This window comes from Rhodopseudomonas faecalis (assembly GCF_003217325.1).
GTDB classification, from domain to species: Bacteria; Pseudomonadota; Alphaproteobacteria; order Rhizobiales; family Xanthobacteraceae; genus Rhodopseudomonas; species Rhodopseudomonas faecalis.
Genome location: NZ_QJTI01000027.1, coordinates 32110 through 52238 on the forward strand (window position 1 = coordinate 32110; position 20129 = coordinate 52238).

Here is a 20129-nt window from a genome sequence, read left to right on the forward strand (position 1 = left end):
TATGACCAGCTTGCGCGGAAGGCTCCGATTCAGGCACTCAGACTCGGATCACATGCCGTGCTGCAGGACCGCTCGACGGGATAGATAACGCCGATGATCACCGAGACATCACAGGGTCGTTCCGGCGAGCCGCAGGCCGCTGCGGAGCCGCCGCGGCGCGGCGGCAGCATTGCCTTGGTGCTGCTGATCGCCGGCGCGATCGTGGCGGCGGCGCTGGCGTTCATGACGCTCGGCCGCGCTCATGCCCAGCCCTATATCGTCGGCTCGCTGGCGCTCTTGGCGATGGTCGGGCTGTTCATGCTGTTCGCATTCGCGGCCGGGATCGTGCGCTTCGCGGACCGGGTCGCCGACGATCCGATCATGCGGCCGATGGCCGAGCACGCCTTCGATGGCCTCGCGGTCACCGATGCCCGCGGCCATGTCGTCTATGCCAACCAAGCCTATCTGAGCCTGACCGGCGCCACCAGCGCGCAGGATGTGCGGCCGGTTGAGCGGGTGTTTATCGGCAATCCCGACGTGTCGGAGGCGGTGTTCCGGCTGCTCAAGGCGGCGCGCGAGGCCAAGCGTCATTCCGAGGAGGTGCGGGTCGCCGGTGCCGATGGCGCCGCCGGGCGCTGGCTGCGGATGCGGGTGCGGCCGCTCGGCCCCTCCAAGAACGATGCGAAATTCACGGTCTGGTCGCTCGCCGACATCACCCGCGATCGCGAGCGCCAGGAAGACGTGTTCCAGGAGCTGCAGCACGCCATCGAATATCTCGACCACGCGCCGGCCGGGTTCTTCTCGGTCAATGCCGCGGGCGATCTGGTCTATGTCAACGCCACGCTGGCCGATTGGCTCGGCCATGACCTCGCCGAGATCGGCTCGGGCGGCCTCAAGCTCGGCGACATCATGTCGGGCGACGGAGCGGCCTTGCTGACCTCGCTGATCGCGGCGCCGGGCGAGGTCAAGACCGAGGTGTTCGACGTCGATCTGCGCATGCGCAACGGCCGCACCATGCCGGCGCGGCTGTTCCACAAGCTGGCGTTCGGCGCCGACGGCATTGCCGGGCCGTCGCGCACGCTGGTGATCAGCCGGGCGCGCGATGAACGCTCCGATCCGCAGCGCTCCGCCGAAGTGCGCTTCATGCGTTTCTTCGATCATACGCCGATGGCGATCGCCACCGTCGACAAGACCGGCGCGGTGGTGCGCGGCAATGCCCGCTTTGCCAAGCTGGCGCAGAGCCTCAGTTCGAGCGGCGCGGTGGCGCGCTCGATTCTGGCGGCGGTCAATGAGCGCGAACGCAGCCGGCTCAGCGATGCCATCAAGCTCGCTTCCGAAGGGCAGGGCGATATCGCGCCGGTCGAGGCGCTGCTCGATAGCCAGCGCGAGCGCTGGGGCCAGTTCTTCGTCACCGCGATCGAAGAAGACGAGCGCGACGCCGAAGCGGCGATCGTCTATCTGCTGGAGACCACCGAGCGGCGCGCGCTGGAAAACCAGATCAACCAGGCGCAGAAGATGGACACCGTCGGCCAGCTCGCCGGCGGCATCGCGCACGACTTCAACAACGTGCTGTCGGCCATCATGATGGCCAATGATTTCCTGCTGAACGCGCACAAGCCGACCGATCCGTCGTTCCAGGACATCATGCAGATCAAGCAGAACGCCACCCGCGCCGCGACGCTGGTGCGCCAGCTATTGGCGTTCTCGCGCCGGCAGACGCTGCGGCCGCAGGTGCTGCATCTCGGCGATGCGCTGTCCGATCTCACCATGCTGCTGCGCCGGCTGATCGGCGAGAAGGTCAAGCTCGATCTGGTGCATGGCCGTGATCTGTGGCCGGTGAAGGTCGACGTCTCGCAATTCGAGCAGGTGATCGTCAATCTCGCGGTCAACGCCCGCGACGCCATGCCCGATGGCGGCCGGCTGACGGTGCGCACCGCCAATGTCACCGCGCAGGAAGCCGAACGGCTGTCTTATAAAGGCATGCCGCCGGCCGATTATGTCCGGATCGACGTCAGCGATACCGGCACCGGCATTCCGCCCGACATTTTGGACAAGATTTTCGAGCCGTTCTTCTCGACCAAGGAAGTTGGCAAGGGCACCGGCCTTGGCCTGTCCACGGTCTATGGCATCGTCAAGCAGACCGGCGGTTTCGTCTATGTCGATTCCGAACCCGGCAAGGGCACCACGTTCCGCATCTTGCTGCCGCGCCACAATGTCGAGAAGGAAGCCGAGAACGCCGCGCTGCAGGAGCCGGCCGCGGCTACCGCAACCTCAAACGGCGAATCGAAGGCCGAGAGCAAGCCGCGCGCGCCGGATCTGACCGGGCAGGGCACCATTTTGCTGGTCGAGGACGAGGAGGGGCTGCGGTCCCTGAACGCCCGCGGCCTGCGCTCGCGCGGCTATACCGTGATCGAGGCCGGCAATGGCATCGAGGCGCTGGAAGCGCTCGAGGAACAGAACGGCGTGATCGATCTGGTGGTGTCGGACGTGGTGATGCCGGAAATGGACGGCCCGACGCTGCTCAAAACGATGCGCGAGCGCAACCCGAAGCTGAAAATCATCTTCGTGTCGGGCTATGCCGAGGACGCTTTTGAAAAGAGCCTGCCGGAAAACCAGCAATTTGCCTTCCTGGCCAAGCCGTTCACGCTCAGCCAGCTGGTGGCGGCGGTCAAGGAGACCATGGCGGAAGCCTGATCGGTCGGCCGGTATCGGTGGTACCGCGACCGAGCGCCGCAGCACTGAGACATTATGATGGCTTCCCTTTTAGAAGGCTTCCGCCCATCTAAATGGCACTTCCCGATACCGGGATTAGAGGGAGAATCCATGAAGTTCACGCAACGTACCCGCGGATTGGTCGGTGCCATTGCCGTCGCATTGTCGCTGGCCCTGCCCGCATCGATTATTGCGGCCTCGTCGGCCGACGCTCGGGTCGGTGGTGGCTCCAGCTCTGGATCTCGCGGCTCGCGCACGTTTTCGGCGCCGCCGAGCACCAGCACTGCGCCGAGCGCGGCGCAGCCTTTCAACCGTTCCATGGCGCAGCCTGGCAGCCCGGGCATGAGCGGTCCGGCCGCGGCGGCCCAGCCCAATAAGGGTGGGTTCTTCAATCGGCCCGGTATGGGCATGCTCGGTGGCCTCGCCGCCGGCTTCCTCGGCGCCGGCCTGCTCGGCATGCTGTTTGGCGGCGGGCTGTTCAGCGGCCTCGGCAGCCTGTCCTCGATCATCGGTCTGTTGCTGCAGATCGTGTTGATCGTGGTGGTGGTGCGGCTGGCAATGATGTGGTGGCAGCGTCGCAATGCCAATGCCAACGCCGCGGCCTATGCCGGCCCGAACGCTGGCCCGAATGCCGGTCCGGAAATCGGCCCCGGCCCGCAGGCCAACTACCGCAACGCCGCCGGCTTCGGCTTCGGCTCGTCCAGCGCGCCGCTGGAGATTGGCCCGGCCGACTACGAGGCGTTCGAGCGCCTGCTCAGCGACGTGCAGAGCGCCTGGTCGGAGGGCGACATTGGTCACCTGCACATGCTGGCGACCCCGGAAATGGTGTCGTACTTCAGCAACGACCTCGCGGCCAACAAGTCGCGCGGCGTCGAGAACAAGGTGTCCGACGTCAAGCTGCTGCAGGGCGACCTGGCCGAAGCCTGGCGCGAGGGCGAAACCGACTACGCCACCGTGGCGATGCGGTTCTCGCTGGTCGACAAGACCGTCGACGCCTCGGGCAAGATCGTCGAGGGCAGCGATCAGCCGACCGAAGCGACCGAGGTCTGGACCTTTGCGCGCCGCCGCGGTTCGGATTGGGAGCTGTCGGCGATCCAGCAGGTCTAACAGGCTGCTGCATCACACAAATTCAGGCGTCGCTGCCCCCGCAGCGGCGCCTTTTTTGTTGGGGGAGGCAGATTGGGGGAGGCGGACCGGACCCCAGCAACGCAAAAGCCCCGCCAGGCGGGGCTGATCGGTGGGGCTTGGCCAAAGCGCAACCGCCCAAACGTAAATGCCCGCGCGAGCGCGGGCATGACGAACCTTTGATGGTGCCGACTTGAACGCCGCTCAGGCGATCATGTCGACCCGGGTGCCTTGGCCGGGCGGCAGCGGCGGCTTGGAGGGCGCCTGGTCGCGCGTATCGGAAGCCTCGGCTTGCGGTTTCACCTGGGCCTGGTTCACCTTCGCTTCGTCCACCTTGGCGTCGGCCGGCTTCTGCGCCGGGGGCGGCGGAGGCGGGGGAGGTGACGCCGTGACGCTGGAAACGCTCATCGTGAACATCCTTCGTTGGTCTCGCCCAACGACCCTGCGCCCGCCCAGCCAACGAGTCGTGAATCCGTTCGGGGCAATTTGAAGGATCGCGGCGATTGTCGCTGGATGCTGAACCAAGCATGGCGCGGTTCGCTCAAAAGCCGCGCAATCGCCGGTAAGTCCCAGGAACATCACGAGGTTTGTGCGGCTCGGCCGCCAAAGCTGTGCGCTACTCGTCCTTGCCGCGCGAGATCGAGATCGACGCCTCGGTCTTGGTGCGGTTGCAGCGGATGTCGAGCCGGCGGAACCTGGTTTTGACGTCATCGCCGCGCAGCAGGCCGAGCCGGCCGATGCAGCGCTTGGCGCCGCGCAGCGTGTCGGGTTTCGGGATGGTGAACACGATCGCCGCGGCGCTCGCCACCAGCTCAAAGAACGCCGGCTGCGGCTTGCGGCTGTCGGCGGTGGCGAACAGCTCGTTGCTGATGGTGCGGCTTGGGCAGCCGAGCCGCAGCTGCTTGGCGGCCGGATGGTCGAGATAGATGGTGTTGGCGACCGTCTTGCCGATGGTGAGCCCCTCGATCTGGCCTTTCAGCTGCGCGGCGGTATCGTCGCAGCGATCGGCACGGGCGCTGCCGGGCGCGGCCAGCATGGCAGCGAGCACCAAAGCCGCCGCGCTGAGGCGGGGCACACAGATCGACATCGGGCGGTCTCCTCAAGGTTCCCGCAGACTGAGCCGGGGCCCGGCAGAATGCAAGCGGGGCGGGGGCGTGGTGCCGCGACGATCTCCCCAGCTGTCACGTCAGTGATTTTCCGATGTGAGCCAGCGATTTCCCTCCCCCTTGCGGGGAGGGTCGGCCGAGCGAAGCGGAGGCCGGGGTGGGGGTACTCAGAGTTATCTGTAGCCCGGATGGAGCGTAGCGAAATCCGGGGCCATAAAGCCGTCCCCTCGGTTGTCCCGGATTGCGCTGCGCTCCATCCGGGCTACGGGCTTCGACCGGGCTACGGGCTCGCCCGGCGGCTCCCGTTTCGAACCCTTCAAAATCCTGACGAAAAGGCCTAGACAGAGCCCGCATTTCCCCCACCGCCGAGGCTCGCCGATGAACGCTCCCACCGCCATTCCGTCCGAAAAGCCGGTTCCGCCCTATAAGCACACCCCGCTGTTTCCGCTCGGCAAGGACGAGACGCCCTATCGCAAGATTTCGAGCGCCGGGGTGCGGGTGGAGAAGGTGCTCGGCCGCGACATGCTGGTGGTGGAGCGCGAGGCGCTGCGCGCGCTGGCCGAGGCCGCATTCGGCGAGATCAACCATTATCTGCGCCCGGGCCATCTCAAGCAGCTGCGCGCCATCCTCGATGATCCGGAAGCCAGCGCCAACGACAAGTTCGTGGCGCTCGATTTCCTGAAGAATGCCAACATCTCGGCCGGCGGCGTGCTGCCAATGTGCCAGGACACTGGCACCGCGATCATCATGGGCAAGAAGGGTGCCAACGTCATCACCGATGGCGATGACGAGGCGGCGCTGTCGGAAGGCGCGCGCGACGCCTATCTGCGCCGCAATCTGCGCTATTCGCAGGTCGCGCCGCTGTCGATGTTCGAGGAGAAGAACACCGCCAACAACATGCCGGCGCAGTGCGAGATCTACGCTGAGGGCGACGACGCCTATAAGTTCATGTTCATGGCCAAGGGTGGAGGCTCGGCCAACAAGAGCTTTCTGTTCCAGGCAACGCCGTCGCTGCTCACCAAGGACCGGCTGGTGGCGTTCCTGAAGGAAAAGGTGCTGACGCTCGGCACCGCGGCGTGCCCGCCCTATCACCTCGCGATCGTGATCGGCGGCACTTCGGTCGAAAGCACCATGAAGACCGTGAAACTGGCGTCGGCCAAATATCTCGACGCGCTGCCGACCCAGGGCTCGGAATTCGGCAACGCGTTCCGCGACCTCGAGATGGAACGCGAGATCCATAAGATCACGCAAAGCCTCGGCGTCGGCGCGCAGTTCGGCGGCAAATATTTCTGCCACGACGTGCGCGTGATCCGGCTGCCGCGCCATGGCGCCAGCCTGCCGATCGGCATCGGCGTGTCGTGCTCGGCCGACCGGCAGATGGTCGGCAAGATCACCAAGGACGGCGTCTATCTCGAACAGCTCGAGCACAACCCGGCGCAATATCTGCCGGAGGTCGAGCAGGCACTCGGCGGCGAGGTGGTGAAGATCGACCTCAACCAGCCAATGAAGGACATTTTGGCGACGCTGGCCAAGCATCCGATCAAGACCCGGCTGTCGCTGACCGGCACCATGATCGTGGCGCGCGACGCCGCCCACGCCAAGCTGCGCGCGCGGCTGGAGAACGGCGAGCCGCTGCCGGACTATTTTAAGAACCATCCGGTGTACTACGCCGGCCCGGCCAAGACGCCGGAAGGCTATGCCTCCGGTGCGTTCGGCCCGACCACCGCAGGCCGCATGGACAGCTTTGTCGATCAGTTCCAGGCCGCTGGCGGCTCGATGGTGATGGTCGCCAAGGGCAACCGCGCGCCAGCAGTGCGCGAAGCCTGCAAGAAGTATGGCGGCTTCTATCTCGGCTCGATCGGCGGCGCCGCGGCCAATCTCGCCGAGCACTGCATCAAGAAGGTCGAGGTGGTGGAATATCCGGAGCTCGGCATGGAAGCGATCTGGAAGATCGACGTCGTCGATTTCCCGGCCTTCATCATCGTCGATGACAAGGGCAACGACTTCTTCCAGGAACTCAATCTGGGTTGAGGCGCGATCTCAATTATTGAGATCGATGCGATCAGATTCCGGGTTCGCTCACTTCGTGAGCGCCCCGGAATGACGGATGATACTAACCACTGCGCACGTCATGGCCGGGCTCGTCCCGGCCATCCACGCCTTGCTGCGATTTTAAGACGTGGATACCCGCGCCAAGCGCGGGCATGACGGCTCACAATGGAGGGCTGCTGGTATGAGACGGCGTGCCTCTTGAGTGCGAGGGCGGTGCGATGATCGCCATCGGTCTTGATGGTTTTCGCAAGGGCTGGGTCGCCGTCACGCTTCATGGCGACCGCGCCGCGATCGATTTTGTTCCCGACATTTCCTGGCTGCGATCGCAGCGCTTCACCATTGCGGCGATCGATATTCCGATCGGTCTTAGTGACGATGGCGAGCGCGCCTGCGATCGTGAGGCGCGGGCGCTGCTGCGGCCCCATGGCAGTCGGGTATTTTCCGGCGCGCGGCGCTGGCTGTGGCGCGACTTCGCCTATCCGCAGGATTTTGCCAAAGCCAATCAAGCCGCAGCGCTGCGCGGCCAGGCGCGGGTGTCGCTGCAGCTCTGGCATCTCGGCCCCAAAATCATCGAGGTCGATCGGTTCGTGTGCAGCCACCGCGATCTCGATCTGCGCGAGAGCCACCCGGAGCTGGTGTTCCGCCGCCTCAATGGCGAGCGGCCATTGCCGTCAAAGCACTCGGCTGATGGCCTCAAGCTGCGCCGCGATCTGTTGATCGGGAGAGGTGTCGTGCAAATCGATGATTGGTTAGCAAGCGCGCGGATCGGCAGCGGCGCCAAGGCCGATGATGTGCTCGATGCCTGCGCCTGTGCGCTGGCAGCGCGTGATCTCGCCGCGTTTGATCGAACAGAGCGGTGCGGCGATCGTTCGGAGCGGTGTGTGCCCCGAGGCGAGCCGCCTCGGGACGATCATGGTCTGCCGATGCAGATCTGGTACTGAAGTGGCGCGCTGCTAAGAGCGCGCTCCGGTCAGCTTAGGCGCGGCTGCCCTTGAACGGGAACGAGCCCATCGGGCCGATGCCCATTTCGCCCGCCATGTTGTCGCCGTCCACCTTGCCGGTGAAGGCCAGCGTCAGCGGCATCGGATTGGTGATCGACAGCTTCCAGGCCACGTCGTTGCCATTCACGGTGCCGTCGAAGATCTCGCCGGAATCGCCATCAGCGGCCTGCGTGCCGGTCAAGGTGCCGCCCGAGCTCTGCAGCGACAGCGTCGCCTGCCGATCGCCCATCGGCGTGCTCATCGTGATATTCCAGTTGCCATCCACGGACATTGCTCTCTCCCTATTGCCCCATGCGCGACCGGCACGGGATCGGCGTCCCTCATAATACATCGCAGGGTTCGGCAACAAGGAAATTTCGCGGTCGCAGCGAAAGCCGTAGCCGAAACGGTATCGCGCGATGGAAATGGCAAACGTCAAGAGCGTGCGACGATCAGTCCACGACTAACCATGAGCTAGTGCAGGACCGCGATTGCTCCGCCGCGGCGCGCCGTTGCTACGCGATTGTTAACAGCGCATGACAGCCGACCGCTGCTATGAGGCCGCGCTGTCTTTATCATGTGACGCACGCGGCGATTAGCGCGCGGCCACCCAATTGCCGTGAAAGCCATCGGGAATTCGGTGGCCGAGCTGCACCAGCGCGATCGGTCCGCTGGCAAGATCGGTGGCATTGAACACCGCCAGATCACTGCGCTTGTCGCGTGCGCGCCATAGCACCGCCAGCAGCCAGCCGTCGCCTTCGTCAGCATTGGCAGAGCGCGGCACGAATACCGGCTCGGACGTGGTATCGCCGGGGGGCAGGCGGTAGTGCGCGCGTGTCGATGTGTGATGATCGACATGCACCAGCCCGCTCATGCCGCCAAGCAGCTGCGAAGCGGGGTTGGCGCTGGCGTACCAGCCGTGCCGGGTTTTCAGTCCGGTGAAGCGATCATCAATGCGCGGGAACTCGCCGGTGGTGTCGTCGAGATAGGTGCGCTGGAACCGATCGCTATTGGCGGCAAGGTCGAAGGTCCAGCGGCACAGCCGTGCGCGCGATCGCTCCGGATCGGTCGGATGGCCGTTGACGTCGGGAAACAGCGGCGCCTGCTCGGATTGCATGACGTCGGCGATGATGCGCTCGCGATCGTCCCAGGCATTCATCACATGGAAGACAAAGCAGGCTTCGCTGCGGAACCAGCGAATGTCTTTGGGCGAGCCGGCCCGCGGCATCACGCCGACATAAGCGCCTTTGCCGGGTTCCCAGGCATAAGGCGGCTTGCCGCGAAACGCGCGCCACAGGCTGCCGGTCAGCGGCAGGATCGGAAACAGCACATAGCGCGCGGTGACGATGAAGTCGTGCACCATCGCCGCAAACGGCGCCTTGAAATGCTCGAAACGTGCAACTTTGCCATCGCGGTCGATCACGCCAAAACTCATGCGCGCGGTCAGCGGTCCGCCGGCATTGTAGCCGAAGAACAGCATCTCGCCGCTCACCGGATCGATTTTGGGATGCGCCGTGAACGGCCCGGTGATGGCGCCGCCATAATCGTGATAGCCGCGCGTCGCCAGCGTGTCAGGATCGATCTCGGTCGGCGGATGGCCTTCCTCCAGCGCCAATAGCCGGCCGCCATGAAACAGCACGTTGGTGTTGGCGACGCCGCCATCATCGGTGACCGAGGACGGCGCGTCCGGCAGTTTGCGGTTGAAGGCGCCGAACAGCGGCCGGCCGGCGTCGTGTTCCGCCAGCCATTTTGGCGTGCGCACCCAGCGATTGCGATAGGACACCCGGCCATTATCGATCCGGAAGGCATGGAGCATGCCGTCGCCGAAGAACCAATGCGCGCCCGGCGATTCAAACTGCGGATTGGCGCCGTTGCGATACAGCGTGCCGTTCAGCTCGCGGGGCAGTTCCCCGAACACGGGCAAAAAATCGGCGTCGCATTCAATCTGAATGGGTGCCAGATTGCTGCGGTCGATCGACGACAGGTTGTGACGTTGCGACATCGCGCGGCCTCGCCATCTTGACGCTGTCTAGTTAGGCTAGGAATGGACCTCCGCACCGTCAAGGTAATAACTTGACAGTGTCATGATCGTGAACCGGAACTGAAATGGCCAAGCTACGTTCACCCGCACGGGACAAGGCAACCGCGGCGCGGGCCAAGGTCAAGAAAGCCGCAATGGCGCCCAAGAAGGCGTCCACGAAGGCGCCGCGCAAAGCCGCGCCCAAAGCGGTCCCCGCACCCAAAGCTGCGTCGAAAACGTCGGCGCCGCAAACGTCGCCACTTGGCGTGCGCAGCAGCGCGCGGCGTGCCGAGGTGCGTTATCATCACCACGCGCTGCGCGATACGCTGCTGGTCGCGGCCGAACGGATTTTGGAGCGCGACGGCCTTGCCGGGCTGACGCTGCGCGCCACCGCGCGCGAGGCCGGCGTGTCGCACGCGGCGCCGACCCATCATTTTGGCGATCTCACCGGGCTGGTCAGCGATCTGGCGGCGATCGGCTTTGCGCGGTTCAACGCGGCGATGGTGGCGGCCGCGGCCGGCGCGGCCACGCCGCTCGAACAGGCCGCGGCAAGGGCGCGGGCTTATCTTGCTTATGCGCGCGCCCATCCGGCGATGTATCTACTGATGTTTCGCACCGAGCGGCTCGATCTCAATCGGCCGGCGCTGCGCGATGCCACCAACGCCGCCTTTGCCGGGCTGACCGGCACGATCGGCGATCTGCGCCGCGAGGCGGTCGACAGCCAGTCGCTGTCGCTCGATCAGGCCGCCGGCATCGTGCGCGCTTGGTCGCTGGTGCATGGCTATACCACGCTGCTGCTCGATGGCCGGCTCGCGGAAATCCTGCAGCGGCTGCCGCCTGGCGTAGATGCCGAAACGCTGTTTGGCGCGGTGCTGACCGCGCCATTGCGGCCCCCGGCCTGAGCGCGGCGGCAGGTCGCCGCTGCGGCCCCTTGCGAATGCGCTGACATTTGCGCGGAATCGCACTAGAACAGCGCGTTCGCGCGCCGCCTTTTCTGCTCACCAAGCCTTTGTCCCGCACATGCCCCCGATTCCAGAGTCCAAGCCGTATCGCATCGGCCGGTCCCGCACCGGGCTCGGCCTGTTTGCCACCAAGCCGATCAAAAAAGGCACCAAGATCATCCGCTATTTTGGGCCGCTGCTGGACGCGCATAACGAGAAACACGACGCGATCGAGAACAAGTATCTGTTCCAGATCAACAAGCGCTGGACCATCGACGGCTCGATCCGCAAGAACATCGCGCGCTACATCAACCATTCCTGCAAGCCGAATGCGGAGTCGGACGTCAATGTCCGCAAGCGCAAGGTGATCATCCGCGCGATCAAGAAGATCGAGCCGGGCGACGAGATCAATTATGACTACGGCACCGAATATTTTAAGGCGTTCTTGAAGCCGATCGGCTGCAAATGCGACGCCTGCGAGAAGAAGCGCGCCAAGAAGGCGGCCGAGGCCAAGGCCGAACGCGCCGCCGACAAGGCCAAATCGAACAACGGCAAGGCCAGCAGCGCCAAGACCAAGAAGGCCAAGGGCGCCGTGGCCAACAAGGTCAAGACCAAGGCCAAGGCCAAGGCCAAGACCGCTGCCGACAAGGCCAAGTCCAAAACCACCAAGTCCAAAACCACCAAGTCCAAAACCACCAAGTCCAAAACTACCAAGACCAAAACCACCACGACCAAAGCTGCCAACGGCAAGGCGGCTGGTAACAGCAAGGCATCGACCAAGACCAAGGCTGTCACCAAGACCAACACGGTCAGCAAGGCCAAGTCCTCGTCTAAGTCCTCGTCTAAGTCCTCGTCCAAATCCTCGTCCAAGGCCAAGTCATCGTCCAAGGCTTCGTCGAAGGCCACAGCGTCAGCACACACCACCGCCAGCAAGGCGAAGGCGGCCACCAAACCCGCCACCAAGGCGAAGCAGGCCAAGCGCCCCGCCAGCAAGCGCGCACGCAAAGCGTAACGGCCGCCGCGCTGCGCCGTTGCTGCACAGCGGCATCAATGCTCCCGCGCGCGCCGTGCTGGCGCGCTGCGTCCTTGCCCCTTCTGGATGGCGGCGCGGCTTGGGTGCGCTCATCATCGCTTCCCACAAATGATCTCGATCCAGGCCGCGCAACTCTTGCGCAGCGCCCGGCAATGCGACGAAGATAGCGCTGGCTGAGGGGAGGACAGGCGATGATCGTCAAACCACTCCGTATCGACGTCGTGTCCGACGTGGTGTGCCCGTGGTGCTATATCGGCAAAAGGCGGCTCGACCGCGCGCTACAGCAGCTCGGCGATGTGCCGGTGACAGTGCATTGGCGGCCTTACTTTCTCAATCCCTGGGTGCCGGCTGCGGGCATGGACCGCGATGCCTATCTCACCGCGAAATTCGGCTCGGTCGAAGGCTATCAACGGATCGCCGGCCGGATCGCCGAGGAAGCCGCGGCAGAAGGGCTGAACTACCGGCCGGAACTGGTGCGGCGCCAACCGAACACGCTTGATTGCCATCGGCTGATCCATTGGGCCGAAGAATTCGGCGGCACCAGAACGGCAGCCGCCATGAAACAGCGGCTGATGGAATTGTATTTCCGCGATGGCGGTGACCTGACCGACCGCCAAGTGTTGCTGCAGGCTGCGACCGATTGCGGGCTGGAGCCGGACCAGATCGGCGCGTGGCTCGACAGCGACCGCGACGTCGCGCTGATCAGCGCGCAGGCCAAGGACGCCGCCGAGCGCGGCATTTCCGGCGTGCCGACCTTCGTGTTCGGTCGCCGCTACGCGCTGACCGGTGCGCAGCCGCCGGAACAATTGCTGCGCGCCATCCGCCATGTCGCGGCGGAACAAAACGCCGAGGACGATCTCGCCTGGGGGATCTGACACGGCGCCCGGCCGGTTCAAGCCGCGCCAAGTCCGCCGCGATGCAATGGCCAACATCATGCGATGCAGTGCGGCGTGACCGGTGCCATGCCGGTCATGCGGCAAAGGTGGGTGTGCGCGGCGGCGTGAGCGTCACGAATACTCAAGTCACGAATACTCAAAGTGTATGATACCAACGGAAATTGATACCAATCCATCTGCATGTCATGGCCCGGCTCCGCCCCGGCCATCCGCGTCCTTGATCTTGCGCCGCTTTCAAGACGTGGATGCCCGCGACAAGCGCGGGCATTACGAGTCAATGGCAGGAGCCGTTGGTATGACGCTCATCCTATGCGGACTGCTGGATCAGTTAGTCGCGCCGCATGCGCGCTCAGTAGCGCTAACGATCAGGCGGTCAGTGCCGAGCAGGGCGCTTGATCAATGGTTCGTGAGCGGAGCGGATAGCGGACCGCGGAACTTATGCGCTTGAGCGCATCGCGGCCGGCGCCCAAACACCCGAGCAATGCGTTCAGTTTGGCCAAACGTGGTTCGCGGTCTTAACCATGGCTGGCGAATCTGCCGCTATCGGCAGCGGCGCGGCGGGGGCTGGCTAACAGTCGAGCTATGCCTGCGGCGTAACGCCGTGACCAATTGCATCAACTCTCCGTAGCTTGAAAACCAGCGCGACAGTGATCTATGGTCCTCGGGCTTGCCGCAGCCATCTGCAACAGCAGTCATTCCGATCTGTAGTTGCGAAGATCGTGCCACGGTCGAGCCAATCTGCAGCGGCCACGGCGAGCTGCGGATGCGAGGCGTGAGGAGAACAGCAATGGCTCAGTCAACCCATGACCCGTCGATGCCGAAGCGATGGCTGCGGCCCGCGCTTGGCTTGGTTGCGGGATGTTTTGTTGGCGGGTCGATGCTGGCGAGCACCGCCGTCGCGCAGATGCCGAACGTCAATCTGATTCCTGAACTCAAGAGCAAGAGCGCCGAGGAAATCGAACAGGAACGAATTGCGGAAAAAGCCTACCGAGACTCGCTGAGAAAGATCCCGGACAGCAAGGCATCGTCCGACCCTTGGGGCGATGTTCGTGGCACGGAGCCCGCTCGGGCCTCTGCTAAACCGAAAAACAAGACCGGTAACGCCGCGAATTGACAGTGGGTGGCGCGCGATCATCGCGGCCATCACAGGTTTTGCGCGGAGCCGGAGGCCGAGTGCAGCGACGAGGTTGTTCGCAATGGACAAGAGCGTGGCTAGGCTGAATATCGAGCACTACCGCAGGCTGCTCGCCACAGATATCGACGACTGCAAGCGGCAGACGATTATCAAATTGCTCGCCCAGGAAGAGGCCACCCTGGCGAGCCTGATCAGATCCGAGAAGGCCGAGAAGAGCCGCACCTAGCGTTTTGGTTCCGATGCTTTCAGAACCGAGTTCGTGCTGTGACGGTCTGCCTTGAGTGCTGACGCGCGTTTTGATCGCGAAGTTCTGGATGGCGAAACTTCCAGCGTGCTTGCACACGCCCACATGAATTGCCGCGATCCGGAATTCTAAGGGGGGAGCTCGGCTTGGGATCCGGCCGCGGCCATCATGGAGCGGCTAGTTAGATTGACCAATCCGCATCGGCCGATGCTGTGTGAGCCAATGGATACTACCTCAGCCGGCGTCGAAACCGGCCGGCTCTGAGCTAAGAATGCTCAGCTATCAGGGCTGCGGCTGACCGAAGGTCAGCCGGCCGCGCATCAGCCGTAGGTCAGGTGGCGCCATTCCCGCCAATGGGTCGGGCGGACTTCCACGGGTTTGCCGCTCTTCGAATCGGCCCAGCCTTGTTTGGTCCGTCGACACGGGAACACCAAAGCGTGAGGGCCGTCATCGTCGATGACAGCCAGCTCAAGGTCCTGATCGTAAGGAGCGCTTTCGATTGATTGCCACATTGCTTCTATCTAGGCTAGCAGCGATCGCGCAAAAATTGATCTAGGTCATCCGGTGATGATCGGCCGACGGGCTCCTGGTGGCGCCTGCTCCCGCTCCCAGCGGCGTGCCGCTGGGGTGTTGTCATCCTGGTCATCTTCTTCCCGATCCGGTGGTGACGCGCACGTTTCAATCGCCGCTATCGCCGAGCAGCTTGCCTGTCGCACAATTGATGAAGTGCAGTCGGGTGCAAGCCGGACACTCGAAGGCCTCGTACTCGCCGCTCTGTTCTGGGGGGCAGTTATCCTGCCGCCAGGCCTGAACGTTCATGCGGGTGCGCGGACATCGGTAGATGAAATGAGCCATGACGGCGAACAGGGCGCCGACAGAAGCGTGATCGTTTGATCTAGATCAAATGGTGCGAGATTCTCCGCAATATTGGCCGGTTTTCCTGACGTTCGCTGCAAGTACTGGTGCATGGGTAGTGGCGAGGCGTCAAGAACCGGACACTGTTATCCTTTGAAAAATGCAGACCTCGAACGCCCAAAACCGCTGTGAGCGGTCTTGGGCGATCGTGGGACTACGATTATTTTCGGGCACAGGTTGCGATCGTGCGGGCGGCGTTGGGACCGCAGCGAGCGGTGAGAATGCCGTTTTCGATCTGCAGATTGTCGCTGAATTTCGCGCTGGTCGGGCCGACGCAGATGGCGGAGATCAGCGTCTCATCCTCGGCGCACTTGGTCGGGCAGCCATTGGCGGCGCAGCTCTCGGACGTCACGGTGCGGATGCTGCTGCCGGAGACGCCGGGAGGACCAGCGGGGCCCACAGGACCGGCGACACCCGGCTCGCCCTTGGGGCCGACCTCGCCGGATTTCTGATTGCAGCCCGCGAGCGCAACCGTAGCGGCAAGTATTGCGATCAATGTCGGAACGCGCATCCTCTCGACCCCTCCAACCTGTAAGCGTCCACCCGATCACCAGCGACGGATGCGCCGGTGTGTCAGCTAATCTGACATTGCTCGAAATACCGTTGATTTCGCTCAAATCACGGTGCCGCATTATTGGCCGGGGACCGCCAGCTAACGCGGCAATTCGTCATCTGGCATAGGCAATGAGCAGGCGGTGGAGAGGGTGGCTTAGCGTCGATGCTGGACCTGGTGCATCGCTCCGGTCAGGCTGTCGATGTAGTAACCGATGCCTTGCGGCTCGCGCGCGGTTGATGGTTCGTCGGCGGGCTCAGCGCGTTCGGCGCGCGATGGTTGACCCTGGGGCTGCTGATCGCGCGTGCGGGTCTCAAGGGCGCGATTGGCGAGCAGGTGCCATTCGATCGCCAGCTCTTCCCAATTCTGCCGCTCCGTCGCGTCGGTGGCCTGCTTGGCCCGTAGCTCGCTGGCGATCGCTTTCAGCCGAAACAGGGTGTGACGCGGCGTCGAGTTGTGAGCTGCAGATTGTTGATTGCGCTGGGCCATCGCCATTCCTCGCAAAGCAAGCGATGCCTCAGCAGAATCGTGTTCGGAGCAAATTGCAAGAGGCCGTTGACCTCGGGTGATCACGAGGGACCGGGCACATGCTCGCGCTGCGAACAAGGCGGTCTCGAACCACCAGAAAGTCTATGGGGATTGCGCGCGCGCTTGGTGGTCAAATCGGCCGAGCGGCGCGAGGCTGGACCGGCGCCGCGGCCTGCGGTCGGCGGTTCGACCGTGGGGGTGGGGCCGGCAACGGTGCCGATCACCAGCGAAGGACGAGGAGTGCCGACATGACCTTCCATATCAACGCCATCGACACCTCCGGGGCGCTGTCGCTGCATCGCGAGACGGTCGCCGCTGCGATCAAGAAGGCGAACGAGTTGCTCGCTGACGGTTGCTGGGACGTGGAGATCATCACGCCCGATGGCCGCAGCTATCCGGCCACGGCGCTCAATCAATTGGAGCTTGAACAGGGGTGAAGCCCGCGGCAGCGGTGTTTGGTCGCCGCTGCGAAAGATCAATTGACGCTGAGGCTGCGGACTGTAGCTAGCTGGCGCCGTGTGAACCGTACGCCGGAGAGGCTGCCTGATGAATCTCTATCTCTATGCCGTCGTGATCGGCCTGGTGCTGCCGTGGATCATCACCACCTATCCGATCTTGCGCGCGTTCCGGCGCAGCGTCGGGGCGGGCATCCTGAAATGGCTGATGTTCTCGGCGATCACCGTGCCGGTGATGCTGGCGGTCATCTGGAGCCTGCCGCAGGCGAAATGACCGACGCTGTCGCCGCGGTGATGATCGGGCCCCGCCTGCCATGGCAGCGGGCCCTGGTCAGCGCGGCGGCTGCAGCCCTGGCGAATTGAGCCAGCCGTCGAGCTGCGCGGCGGCTTCCAAATGCCGCGCTTCGATCAGCATGCTGTTGCGCTCCAGGCCGCCCGGCAGCGTCTTGGCTTCCTGGCGCAGCCGGATCGCCTCTGCCTCGAGTTCGGCGGCGGTCCATGACAAAGGATCGTGCACCCGATATTGGGTCATGCGCGACGTCCTCCCCTGCTGGGTGGCGGGAGCGCGCGTTGTATTGGCTGTGCCGGTCATCGCCGGCGGCGGCTTTCCCGTAAGGCCGTGAGTATGAACCTGTGGCGGGCGAATGCCAGTGCTTTCTACAGGAACAGTGCTGCTAAAGATCATCACGGAAGCGCGTGTGGTCACGCTGCGTCGTTTCCGGTTCGCGTCATGAAAAAGCGTTACCGTCTGAACTAAGCAAACCGGTTCTGATGGCTCGGAACCGCCTTTGGGACACCGCGAGCGAGCGCCGATGACCTATGTTTTTCTGCTGATCGCCATCATCGCCGAAGTGATCGGGACGACTTTCCTGAAACTGTCGGACGGCTTCACCAAGCTCGGGCCGACGCTGGTGACCGTGGTCGGCTATGGTGTGTCGTTCTACTTCCTGTCGCTGACGCTGCGCACGCTGCCGACCGGGATCGCCTACGCCATCTGGTCCGGGGTTGGCGTGGTGCTGATCGCCGGCGCGGCTTGGGCGTTTATGGGGCAGAAGCTCGACATCGCCGCGCTGTGCGGCATCGCGATGATCATCGGCGGCGTGATTGTCATCAATCTGTTCTCCAATGCCGCGGGGCATTGAAGACCGATCGTAAGCAATCCCGCCGCTGCCGTCTTGAAAGCGCCGCAAGATCAAAGACGTGGATGGCTGGGACGAAGCCCGGCCATGACGTGCGGATGGGTTGGTATCAATTTCCGTTGGTATTAGTCGCGCTCGAGCTTCCTCAGCCGCTGCTCGAGGTCTTTCAGATCGATCGCCATTGGGGGCTCCTTGCGGGTGGATGGTCCCAATAGGTGGAACTTTTCGAGGCGAGGTCAAATGGAGTGAGAAGGGCGAGGCGTGCCGTGGCCTATGTGCCGTCGCGGCGATCCGCATTCCCGTTTGATCTCAACGGTTTCTTTTTCAATCCGTCGGCCTATATCCAATCTGAAACAGCGCCGCACAGTTCGTTAGGCCAAGATCGCCGCAACCCAGGAGTGCGATATGAAGTATCGTCGTCCGAGTGCCGGTCAGAAAGCAAAGCTGTCGGTTGTTCCGGGCCTCGGCCACAACAGCTTCTGGGACAGTGTCAGGAAGCCGGCGGGGGGACGGATGTACGCGATCGCGTTCGATCTCGATATTGAGACGCTCAAGGCGCATTACCACAACGACAGCTACAACAACGCCTACGAAGACATCCGCAAAGTGTTTGAGGCGCATGGTTTTGCGCGCCAGCAAGGCAGTGTCTATTTCGGCAACGACCATGTCACGCCGGTCAATTGCGTGCTGGCGGTTCAGGACCTCCAGAAGCAACACGCCTGGTTCGGTAAGGCCGTGCGCGACATTCGGATGCTCCGCATTGAAGAGCACAACGACCTCCTGCCAGCGATCGCGGAACAGGAGCCGGAGTTGGATGCCGCCAAAGCGACGAAGACCGGCTAGGTCAGGCCGGTTTCCGTGACTTAACGCCAACTCGGTTGCTGGGCGCTTCTCCAAAAAGAACATATTGCGAACAGGGAACAAATAGAGTACATTGCTCCCGAGCCAAAGATCTGTGCGCCACCGCCGTGGCCGTTGCGAATCCCGTTCAAAAGGAGCACGACCAATGTCCGCATCCGCCCTGCGTATCGTTGAAGGATCTTCTATGGATAAGTCCAAGGCATTGGCCGCCGCGCTGTCTCAGATCGAACGTCAGTTCGGCAAGGGCTCGGTCATGAAGCTTGGCAAGAACGATCGGGCGATGGAGATCGAGACGGTGTCGTCCGGCTCGCTCGGGCTCGACATTGCGCTCGGCGTCGGCGGTCTGCCCAGGGGTCGGATCATCGAGATTTATGGCCCGGAATCCTCCGGTAAGACCACGCTCGCGCTGCATTGCGTCGCCGAGGCGCAGAAGAAGGGCGGCATTTGCGCCTTCATCGACGCCGAGCACGCGCTTGATCCGATCTATGCCCGCAAGCTCGGCGTCAATGTCGATGAGCTTTTGATCTCGCAGCCCGATCACGGCGAGCAGGCGCTGGAAATCGCCGATACGCTGGTGCGCTCCGGCGCGGTCGATGTGCTGATCGTCGACTCGGTCGCCGCCCTGGTGCCGCGCGCGGAACTGGAAGGCGAGATGGGCGACGCGCTGCCCGGCCTGCAGGCGCGGCTGATGAGCCAGGCGCTGCGCAAGCTGACCGCCTCGATCAACAAGTCCAACACCATGGTGATCTTCATCAACCAGATCCGGATGAAGATCGGTGTGATGTATGGCTCGCCGGAAACCACCACCGGCGGCAACGCGCTAAAATTTTACGCCTCGGTGCGGCTCGATATCCGCCGGATCGGCCAGATCAAAGAGCGCGACGAGGTGATCGGCAACCAGACCCGCGTCAAGGTGGTGAAGAACAAGCTGGCGCCGCCGTTCAAGCAGGTCGAGTTCGACATCATGTACGGCGAAGGCGTGTCCAAGATGGGCGAGATCCTCGATCTCGGCGTCAAGGCTGGCATTGTCGACAAGTCCGGCGCCTGGTTCTCCTATGACAGCCAGCGGCTCGGCCAGGGCCGCGAGAACGCCAAAACCTTCCTGCGCAGCAATCCGGATGTCACCGCCAAGATCGAAGCCGCGATCCGGCAAAATTCCGGGCTGATTGCCGATCAGATTCTGGCCGGTTTGCCCGAGCGCGACGCCGAAGGCGAAGAGCCGGTCGACGAATAATACCAACGGTTCCTGCCATTGACTCGTCATGCCCGCGCTTGTTGTTTAGCCCGGGGACATGTCGGACACCTGTTCGGGGACATCACTGACACTTTTGGGCGTGGTCAAGTCGATCGTTGCGACTGACCACGATCCGAAGAAGATTCCATAGCGACCGTCCTGGTCGAGCGGCCGCACGGCGAGGCGTTCACCGCGCAAGGCGCGTGGCACCTGCCAGAGGC

21 protein-coding genes and 1 pseudogene are annotated in these 20129 nt (G+C 63.6%); 14 read left to right on the forward strand and 8 right to left on the reverse strand.

Annotation, left to right across the window (positions count from 1 at the left end; genetic code table 11):
• The first annotated feature begins 93 nt into the window (after positions 1–93).
• Entirely contained in the window at positions 94–2673 is a 2580-nt protein-coding gene (gene cckA, locus BJ122_RS16825) for a cell cycle histidine kinase CckA (protein WP_110782347.1), read from the forward strand.
• A gap of 129 nt (positions 2674–2802) precedes the next feature.
• The gene (locus tag BJ122_RS16830) at positions 2803–3798 is read left to right on the forward strand and encodes a Tim44 domain-containing protein (RefSeq protein WP_110782348.1); all 996 of its coding nucleotides are present in this window, start codon (positions 2803–2805) and stop codon (positions 3796–3798) included.
• A 222-nt stretch (positions 3799–4020) separates the two neighbouring features.
• Here BJ122_RS16830 and BJ122_RS16835 read toward each other — a convergent pair whose 3' ends face one another.
• Together BJ122_RS16835 and BJ122_RS16840 are read right to left on the reverse strand one after the other, a co-directional pair.
• The gene (locus BJ122_RS16835; protein WP_027278049.1) at positions 4021–4224 is read right to left on the reverse strand and encodes a hypothetical protein; all 204 of its coding nucleotides are present in this window, start codon (positions 4222–4224) and stop codon (positions 4021–4023) included.
• 208 nt (positions 4225–4432) lie between these two features.
• Complete coding sequence (locus BJ122_RS16840; RefSeq protein WP_110782349.1) at positions 4433–4903, reverse strand: hypothetical protein; 471 nt, start codon at positions 4901–4903, stop codon at positions 4433–4435.
• 397 nt (positions 4904–5300) lie between these two features.
• On the opposite strand from BJ122_RS16840, the gene BJ122_RS16845 reads away from it, so the two are divergent.
• Positions 5301–6953 (forward strand): fumarate hydratase, encoded by a 1653-nt coding sequence (locus BJ122_RS16845; protein WP_110782350.1) that lies wholly within the window; start codon positions 5301–5303, stop codon positions 6951–6953.
• Between the two features lie 239 nt (positions 6954–7192).
• Entirely contained in the window at positions 7193–7915 is a 723-nt protein-coding gene (locus tag BJ122_RS16850; RefSeq protein WP_110782351.1) for a DUF429 domain-containing protein, read from the forward strand.
• Between the two features lie 34 nt (positions 7916–7949).
• Here BJ122_RS16850 and BJ122_RS16855 read toward each other — a convergent pair whose 3' ends face one another.
• Together BJ122_RS16855 and BJ122_RS16860 are read right to left on the reverse strand one after the other, a co-directional pair.
• Positions 7950–8246: a hypothetical protein gene (locus tag BJ122_RS16855; protein WP_110782352.1), complete on the reverse strand. Its 297-nt coding sequence runs from the start codon at positions 8244–8246 to the stop codon at positions 7950–7952.
• Positions 8247–8549: 303 nt separating this feature from the next.
• A complete protein-coding gene (locus tag BJ122_RS16860) occupies positions 8550–9956 on the reverse strand; it encodes a carotenoid oxygenase family protein (RefSeq protein WP_110782353.1) in 1407 nt (468 codons plus the stop codon).
• A 173-nt stretch (positions 9957–10129) separates the two neighbouring features.
• Between BJ122_RS16860 and BJ122_RS16865 the strand changes: the two genes are divergently transcribed.
• The 5 genes from BJ122_RS16865 (at position 10130) to BJ122_RS19340 (ending at position 14205) form a co-directional block, all read left to right on the forward strand.
• Entirely contained in the window at positions 10130–10876 is a 747-nt protein-coding gene (locus tag BJ122_RS16865; protein ID WP_110782369.1) for a TetR/AcrR family transcriptional regulator, read from the forward strand.
• 118 nt (positions 10877–10994) lie between these two features.
• The gene (locus BJ122_RS16870) at positions 10995–11927 is read left to right on the forward strand and encodes an SET domain-containing protein (RefSeq protein ID WP_110782354.1); all 933 of its coding nucleotides are present in this window, start codon (positions 10995–10997) and stop codon (positions 11925–11927) included.
• A 212-nt stretch (positions 11928–12139) separates the two neighbouring features.
• Positions 12140–12823, forward strand: a complete 684-nt coding sequence (locus BJ122_RS16875) for a DsbA family oxidoreductase (RefSeq protein ID WP_110782355.1) — start codon at positions 12140–12142, stop codon at positions 12821–12823.
• Between the two features lie 808 nt (positions 12824–13631).
• The gene (locus tag BJ122_RS16880) at positions 13632–13958 is read left to right on the forward strand and encodes a hypothetical protein (RefSeq protein ID WP_347337815.1); all 327 of its coding nucleotides are present in this window, start codon (positions 13632–13634) and stop codon (positions 13956–13958) included.
• Positions 13959–14040: 82 nt separating this feature from the next.
• Positions 14041–14205 (forward strand): hypothetical protein, encoded by a 165-nt coding sequence (locus BJ122_RS19340; RefSeq protein WP_181418977.1) that lies wholly within the window; start codon positions 14041–14043, stop codon positions 14203–14205.
• Positions 14206–15298: 1093 nt separating this feature from the next.
• Here BJ122_RS19340 and BJ122_RS16890 read toward each other — a convergent pair.
• A complete protein-coding gene (locus BJ122_RS16890; protein WP_110782357.1) occupies positions 15299–15649 on the reverse strand; it encodes a hypothetical protein in 351 nt (116 codons plus the stop codon).
• A gap of 198 nt (positions 15650–15847) precedes the next feature.
• Entirely contained in the window at positions 15848–16180 is a 333-nt protein-coding gene (locus BJ122_RS16895; protein WP_110782371.1) for a hypothetical protein, read from the reverse strand.
• A gap of 287 nt (positions 16181–16467) precedes the next feature.
• Between BJ122_RS16895 and BJ122_RS16900 the strand changes: the two genes are divergently transcribed.
• Together BJ122_RS16900 and BJ122_RS16905 are read left to right on the forward strand one after the other, a co-directional pair.
• Positions 16468–16656, forward strand: a complete 189-nt coding sequence (locus tag BJ122_RS16900) for a hypothetical protein (protein ID WP_110782358.1) — start codon at positions 16468–16470, stop codon at positions 16654–16656.
• Between the two features lie 109 nt (positions 16657–16765).
• The gene (locus tag BJ122_RS16905) at positions 16766–16948 is read left to right on the forward strand and encodes a hypothetical protein (protein WP_110782359.1); all 183 of its coding nucleotides are present in this window, start codon (positions 16766–16768) and stop codon (positions 16946–16948) included.
• A gap of 57 nt (positions 16949–17005) precedes the next feature.
• Here BJ122_RS16905 and BJ122_RS16910 read toward each other — a convergent pair whose 3' ends face one another.
• A complete protein-coding gene (locus tag BJ122_RS16910; RefSeq protein ID WP_110782360.1) occupies positions 17006–17206 on the reverse strand; it encodes a hypothetical protein in 201 nt (66 codons plus the stop codon).
• Between the two features lie 280 nt (positions 17207–17486).
• On the opposite strand from BJ122_RS16910, the gene BJ122_RS16915 reads away from it, so the two are divergent.
• From BJ122_RS16915 to recA, 3 genes are all read left to right on the forward strand, one after another.
• The gene (locus BJ122_RS16915; RefSeq protein ID WP_103012555.1) at positions 17487–17816 is read left to right on the forward strand and encodes a DMT family transporter; all 330 of its coding nucleotides are present in this window, start codon (positions 17487–17489) and stop codon (positions 17814–17816) included.
• Positions 17817–18218: 402 nt separating this feature from the next.
• Positions 18219–18656 (forward strand): virulence factor, encoded by a 438-nt coding sequence (locus tag BJ122_RS16920; RefSeq protein WP_245407773.1) that lies wholly within the window; start codon positions 18219–18221, stop codon positions 18654–18656.
• 163 nt (positions 18657–18819) lie between these two features.
• A complete protein-coding gene (recA, locus tag BJ122_RS16925; RefSeq protein ID WP_110782362.1) occupies positions 18820–19908 on the forward strand; it encodes a recombinase RecA in 1089 nt (362 codons plus the stop codon).
• Between the two features lie 45 nt (positions 19909–19953).
• Here the strand turns inward: recA and BJ122_RS19690 are convergent.
• Positions 19954–20129, reverse strand: a pseudogene (locus BJ122_RS19690) (IS481 family transposase); the annotation flags it as partial.

What these genes read in the sequence shown, in the direction of transcription:
- cckA (WP_110782347.1), top strand. Translation starts at nt 94, where the DNA reads ATGATCACCGAGACATCACAGGGTCGTTCCGGCGAGCCGCAGGCCGCT.
- BJ122_RS16830 (WP_110782348.1), top strand. Translation starts at nt 2,803, where the DNA reads ATGAAGTTCACGCAACGTACCCGCGGATTGGTCGGTGCCATTGCCGTC.
- BJ122_RS16835 (WP_027278049.1), bottom strand. Translation starts at nt 4,224, where the DNA reads ATGAGCGTTTCCAGCGTCACGGCGTCACCTCCCCCGCCTCCGCCGCCC.
- BJ122_RS16840 (WP_110782349.1), bottom strand. Translation starts at nt 4,903, where the DNA reads ATGTCGATCTGTGTGCCCCGCCTCAGCGCGGCGGCTTTGGTGCTCGCT.
- BJ122_RS16845 (WP_110782350.1), top strand. Translation starts at nt 5,301, where the DNA reads ATGAACGCTCCCACCGCCATTCCGTCCGAAAAGCCGGTTCCGCCCTAT.
- BJ122_RS16850 (WP_110782351.1), top strand. Translation starts at nt 7,193, where the DNA reads ATGATCGCCATCGGTCTTGATGGTTTTCGCAAGGGCTGGGTCGCCGTC.
- BJ122_RS16855 (WP_110782352.1), bottom strand. Translation starts at nt 8,246, where the DNA reads ATGTCCGTGGATGGCAACTGGAATATCACGATGAGCACGCCGATGGGC.
- BJ122_RS16860 (WP_110782353.1), bottom strand. Translation starts at nt 9,956, where the DNA reads ATGTCGCAACGTCACAACCTGTCGTCGATCGACCGCAGCAATCTGGCA.
- BJ122_RS16865 (WP_110782369.1), top strand. Translation starts at nt 10,130, where the DNA reads ATGGCGCCCAAGAAGGCGTCCACGAAGGCGCCGCGCAAAGCCGCGCCC.
- BJ122_RS16870 (WP_110782354.1), top strand. Translation starts at nt 10,995, where the DNA reads ATGCCCCCGATTCCAGAGTCCAAGCCGTATCGCATCGGCCGGTCCCGC.
- BJ122_RS16875 (WP_110782355.1), top strand. Translation starts at nt 12,140, where the DNA reads ATGATCGTCAAACCACTCCGTATCGACGTCGTGTCCGACGTGGTGTGC.
- BJ122_RS16880 (WP_347337815.1), top strand. Translation starts at nt 13,632, where the DNA reads ATGGCTCAGTCAACCCATGACCCGTCGATGCCGAAGCGATGGCTGCGG.
- BJ122_RS19340 (WP_181418977.1), top strand. Translation starts at nt 14,041, where the DNA reads ATGGACAAGAGCGTGGCTAGGCTGAATATCGAGCACTACCGCAGGCTG.
- BJ122_RS16890 (WP_110782357.1), bottom strand. Translation starts at nt 15,649, where the DNA reads ATGCGCGTTCCGACATTGATCGCAATACTTGCCGCTACGGTTGCGCTC.
- BJ122_RS16895 (WP_110782371.1), bottom strand. Translation starts at nt 16,180, where the DNA reads ATGGCCCAGCGCAATCAACAATCTGCAGCTCACAACTCGACGCCGCGT.
- BJ122_RS16900 (WP_110782358.1), top strand. Translation starts at nt 16,468, where the DNA reads ATGACCTTCCATATCAACGCCATCGACACCTCCGGGGCGCTGTCGCTG.
- BJ122_RS16905 (WP_110782359.1), top strand. Translation starts at nt 16,766, where the DNA reads ATGAATCTCTATCTCTATGCCGTCGTGATCGGCCTGGTGCTGCCGTGG.
- BJ122_RS16910 (WP_110782360.1), bottom strand. Translation starts at nt 17,206, where the DNA reads ATGACCCAATATCGGGTGCACGATCCTTTGTCATGGACCGCCGCCGAA.
- BJ122_RS16915 (WP_103012555.1), top strand. Translation starts at nt 17,487, where the DNA reads ATGACCTATGTTTTTCTGCTGATCGCCATCATCGCCGAAGTGATCGGG.
- BJ122_RS16920 (WP_245407773.1), top strand. Translation starts at nt 18,219, where the DNA reads ATGAAGTATCGTCGTCCGAGTGCCGGTCAGAAAGCAAAGCTGTCGGTT.
- recA (WP_110782362.1), top strand. Translation starts at nt 18,820, where the DNA reads ATGTCCGCATCCGCCCTGCGTATCGTTGAAGGATCTTCTATGGATAAG.